The organism is Streptomyces sp. NPDC060209 (assembly GCF_042728155.1).
Taxonomy (GTDB): domain Bacteria; phylum Actinomycetota; class Actinomycetes; order Streptomycetales; family Streptomycetaceae; genus Streptomyces.
The window spans coordinates 1-4,907 of the sequence record NZ_JBHWZS010000458.1; the positions used below are offsets into that span (position 1 = coordinate 1).

Sequence of the window (4,907 nt, forward strand, 5' to 3'; positions counted from 1 at the left end):
CCGACGTCGGTCCGGGGCCTGTCGCTCAGGCGGGGTGGCGGGCCTCAGCCCTTCACACACACGACCTGCTTGAGCTTCGCGACGACCTCGACCAGGTCCCGCTGCTGATCGATGACCTGCTCGATCGGCTTGTACGCCGCCGGGATCTCATCCACCACGCCGGAGTCCTTACGGCACTCCACGCCCCGCGTCTGGTCCTCCAGGTCCTGCGTAGAGAACCTCCGCTTGGCCGCGTTCCTGCTCATCCGCCGGCCCGCACCGTGCGAGGCGGAGTTGAACGACTTGTCGTTCCCGAGCCCCTTCACGATGTACGAGCCGGTCCCCATGGAGCCGGGGATGATCCCGAACTCCCCCGAGCCCGCGCGGATGGCGCCCTTTCGGGTGACCAGCAGATCCATGCCGTCGTACCGCTCCTCCGACACGTAGTTGTGGTGGCAGGAGATGACCGGCTCGAACGTGACCCTGGCCTTCTTGAATTCCTTCCGGACCACGTCCTGGAAGAGGCCCATCATGATCGAACGGTTGTACTTGGCGTACTCCTGAGCCCAGAACAGGTCGTTGCGGTACGCCGCCATCTGCGGCGTGTCCGCGATGAAGACCGCCAGGTCACGGTCGACCAGGCCCTGGTTGTGCGGAAGCTTCTGGGCCTGCCCGATGTGGAAGTCGGCGAGCTCCTTGCCGATGTTCCGGGAACCGGAATGCAGCATCAGCCACACCGATCCCGCCTCATCGAGACAGAACTCGATGAAGTGATTCCCGCTTCCGAGCGTTCCCATCTGCTTGGTGGCCCGCTCCTGCCGGAATTTGACCGCCTCGGCAATCCCGTCGAACCGCGACCAGAAGTCGTCCCAGCCGGTGGTCGGGAAGCCGTGGAGCTTCCCCGGGTCGACCGTGGTGTCGTGCATCCCCCGGCCCACCGGAATCGCCTGCTCGATCTTCGACCGGAGCCGCGAGAGGTCTCCCGGCAGGTCGTTGGCCGTGAGGGACGTCTTCACTGCCGACATACCGCAGCCGATGTCCACGCCCACCGCGGCCGGGCAGACCGCGCCGTGCATCGCGATCACCGAACCGACGGTCGCGCCCTTGCCGAAGTGGACGTCCGGCATGACGGCGAGGCCCTTGATCCAGGGCAGCGTGGACACGTTCCGCAACTGCTGCATCGCGACGTCCTCGACCGACGCCGGATCCGCCCACATCCGGATGGGAACCTTCGCACCCGGCACCTCTACATACGACATAACCCCTCAATTCCCCCGAAAAAGACTGAAAGCGCAAAACCGGTGCCGAGGTCGGCATATAGGTCGGCCGACCGGCATTCACAGCGGCGCGTGCGATACACATTGTGTCCACCGGCCGCTATCCAGCGGCAACCCGTTTTCGTACCGAAGGGAGCCTGGGACCGTGCGACACATGGCGTACGTACCCGGCGTCGCGCTCCTCGTAGCGCTCGTCGCCGGCTGCAGCGCCGGCTCCGACGCCGACGACCCCGACGCCGACAGCAAGCCCGGCAGCCCGACGGTCACGGCCGCGCCTCCCGGGAAGTACCGGACGCTTCCCGAATCCTGCCGCGCCGTGCCGCGCCCCACCCTCAAGGACCTGCTGCCGGGTGCCGCCGAGCTGCCCGAGGAACAGCAGGAGAAGGTGTACGAGGGCACGGCCACCGTCACCTACGACACCGACCGCAAGGTCGGCTGCCGCTGGAAGTCGGATGCCCCGGACGCCTCCCGGAACCTGTCCATCGACTTCGAGCGCGTCGTGTCGTACGACCCCGCGGTGAGCGACGACGACCGGGCCCGGGAGGTGTACACGACGAAGGAGGACGCCGCCGCCCTCCCCACGTCGGCCGGTGTCACCCCCAGCGAGACGCCCAGCGGGTCGGCATCCGAAACGGCCGGCGGCACACCGTCCGGCTCCCCGAGCGGCATATCCTCCGCCACGCCCTCCGCCGACCCGTCCGGCAGCACCACCGACTCCGACACGGATCTCCGGCCGCGGCTGCTCGACGAGCTCGGGGATGCCGCATTCCTGGACGATGAGCTCACCAGGGCGGGTTCCACCGCGCAGCACCGCACCGTGAGCGTGGTATTCCGCACATCGAACGTCATCGTGACCGTCCAGTACACCGAGCAGCCGGCCCGCGTCACCGAGGTTCCCGACAGCGGGGAACTGCAGGAGAAGGCCCAGGCCCTGGCGCGGAAACTGGCCGAGAGCCTCAACACCTAGCCGGGCCCCGGAGGCCCCGGCCGGGATCCCCCGCACCTCCGGGGGCCTCCGGCCGAAGGCGGCATCCGGTCGCGGTCCGTCGTACCGTGGCCCCCGACCGACGTACCGACATACGGGTGTACCGAGCGGCGTACGACCCGCGACGTACCGCCCGACCGCCCGACCGCGCGACCGCCCGACCGACGTACCGCCCGCCCGCACGACCGAGACCGCCGTGCCGTCCGAGTGAAGGAACCATGCACCGATCAGCCCCGCGACTGTCCCGCATACTCGCCTGCGCCGCCGTTCCGGTGATGCTCGTCGTCGCCGGCTGCTCGTCGGACTCCGGCGACTCGAAGGACTCGGCCTCCTCGACCTCTCCGAGCGCGAAGAAGACCGAGCCGACCGTCGAGCCCGCGAAGTTCAGCGCGCTGCCCGACGCCTGTGCTTCGCTCGACAAGAAGACGATCGAGGACCTGGTTCCGAAGACCAAGAACAAGGGCGGCACCCCGGGCAAGTCCAGCGACACCGCCAGCCGCGGCGGCTGCTCCTGGAACGGCCTGGACGACAACGGCGTCAAGGGCTCGCAGTACCGCTGGCTCGACGTCGGCTTCACCCGCTTCGACTCGGACCAGTCCCTGGGCAGCGGCGCGAAGCGCGCCACGGACGAGTACACGAAGCAGATCGCCAAGGCGCAGGCGACCGAGGGCGCCAAGAAGGTGTCGGCCAAGCCCGCCACCGGTCTCGGCGAGCAGGGCACCTCCGTCACGTACGGCCTCAGCAAGTCGAGCGAGGACTTCGAGTACGCGACGGTCGTGGCCCGCACGGGGAACGTCGTCGTCAGCGTCACCTACAACGGGGCCGGGTTCGCGGGCGCCAAGTCACCCTCCGCGGCCGACATCCTCAAGGACGCCCACAAGGCCGCCGCGGAAGCCGTCGCCTCGGTCGGCGGTACGGAGAAGTCCTCGGCCTCTCCGTCCGCCAAGGCATCGTCCTCCCCCTCCGCCAAGGCGTCGGGCAAGGCGTCCACGGAGGCCGACGACAAGTCGTGATCCGAGCCGGGCAGGAGCACGAACTCCCCTGCCCGGAGGTGCCTTGCCGAAGCCCGGTGCTCCCACGAGTACCGGGCTTCGGCCCCTCCCCACGCAACAGGCCCGGCCGGCATGTGCCAGGCTGTGCCCGCGCCGGATGCCGAAGTGGAGCCGGTCCATCGAAGTCGGGAGGGGATCGCGGGTGGCCGCAATGCAGCTGACACGCACACACCGCGTACTCATCGGGGTGGTCGTCGCCGGCGCCGTGCTCATCGCCGCGATCGGTTTCGCGGGTTCGTACGCCGCCGTGCGTGAACTCGCGGAGGAGAAGGGCTTCGGCGACTTCTCGATCGTCTTCCCGATCGGTATCGACGCGGGTATCTGCGTGCTGCTCGCGCTGGACCTGCTGCTGACGTGGATGCGCATCCCGTTCCCGCTGCTGCGTCAGACCGCCTGGCTGCTGACCGCGGCGACGATCGCCTTCAACGGCGCCGCCGCCTGGCCCGACCCGCTGGGCACGGGCATGCACGCGGTGATCCCGATCCTGTTCGTCGTCTCCGTCGAGGCCGCGCGGCACGCCGTGGGCCGGATCGCGGACATCACGGCCGACAAGCACATGGAGGGCGTCCGCCTCACCCGCTGGCTGCTCTCCCCCGTCCCCACGTTCAAGCTGTGGCGCCGGATGAAGCTGTGGGAGCTGCGCAGTTACGAGCAGGTCATCAAGCTCGAACAGGACCGGCTGATCTACCAGGCCCGCCTCCAGGCCCGTTTCGGCCGCAACTGGCGCCGCAAGGCGCCCGTCGAGTCGATGATGCCGCTGCGCCTGGCGAAGTACGGCGTCCCGCTCGCCGAGACCGCCCCGGCGGGCCTCGCCGCAGCCGGCATCGAGCCGGCTCTGCTGCCGCCGGCTCCGGCAGCCGTGGAGACCGAACAGCACCCCCAGCTCCCGTACGTCCCGCAGCCGCAGGGACAGCAAGAACAGCAGGGACAGCAGGGACAGGGACAGCAGGAGCGGGACCCGCGGCAGGACCGGCAGCAGGCGCAGCACGAACAGCCCGACCAGCACGGTCAGTACGGTCTGCCCGACCAGCAGCACCAGCAGCAACTCGCCGAGCAGCAGTACCCCCAGGAGGCCCCCGGCTCGCACGGCAGCCCCTGGTTCGCCCAGAAGGCGCCGGACGAGGCCTACGAGGGCGCGTACGACCCGGCGTACGAAGAGGGCATCGAGACCGCCCCGGTGATGATCCCCTCGGGCCCCGGCCGGACCCGCCCGCTCGGCAACGTGGGCACGATCGGCGCGTTCCCGCACCCCCGTGCCGCGGAACCGGAGCCCGGACAGCAGCAGGAAGCCGGGCAGCCGGATCAGCAGGCGGGACAGCAGGACACCGCTCAGCAGGAAGCCGACCCGGCCGAATGGGCCGAGGCGGAGATCGAGTTCAGCGAGATCGCGTACGACGTGTTCACCGCGTACACGCATCAGCACCAGGACTACCCGAGCGCCGAAGTGCTCGACATACACCTCTCGGACGGCCACAACGTCCGCCACCCGCGCAGCGCCGCTCTGCTCCGCCGGCTGCTGCCCGGCTTCAAGCAGCGCTTCGACAACGAGATGGCCGCCGACCACATCGCGTAGGAGCGGATGCGGACAGAAGGAACGGGCGGGCCGCTGAGCGG

The 4,907-nt window shown here is 69.5% G+C and carries 4 protein-coding genes; 3 read left to right on the forward strand and 1 reads right to left on the reverse strand.

Annotation, left to right across the window (positions count from 1 at the left end):
- Nucleotides 1-44: 44 nt before the first annotated feature.
- Nucleotides 45-1,238: an RtcB family protein gene (locus ACFWFI_RS40965; protein WP_387400772.1), complete on the reverse strand. Its 1,194-nt coding sequence runs from the start codon at nucleotides 1,236-1,238 to the stop codon at nucleotides 45-47.
- Between the two features lie 172 nt (nucleotides 1,239-1,410).
- Between ACFWFI_RS40965 and ACFWFI_RS40970 the strand changes: the two genes are divergently transcribed.
- From ACFWFI_RS40970 to ACFWFI_RS40980, 3 genes are all read left to right on the forward strand, one after another.
- Entirely contained in the window at nucleotides 1,411-2,223 is an 813-nt protein-coding gene (locus tag ACFWFI_RS40970) for a DUF3558 domain-containing protein (protein ID WP_387400773.1), read from the forward strand.
- Between the two features lie 236 nt (nucleotides 2,224-2,459).
- Entirely contained in the window at nucleotides 2,460-3,254 is a 795-nt protein-coding gene (locus tag ACFWFI_RS40975; RefSeq protein ID WP_387400774.1) for a DUF3558 domain-containing protein, read from the forward strand.
- Between the two features lie 181 nt (nucleotides 3,255-3,435).
- The gene (locus ACFWFI_RS40980; RefSeq protein WP_387400776.1) at nucleotides 3,436-4,866 is read left to right on the forward strand and encodes a DUF2637 domain-containing protein; all 1,431 of its coding nucleotides are present in this window, start codon (nucleotides 3,436-3,438) and stop codon (nucleotides 4,864-4,866) included.
- Nucleotides 4,867-4,907 lie beyond the last annotated feature (41 nt).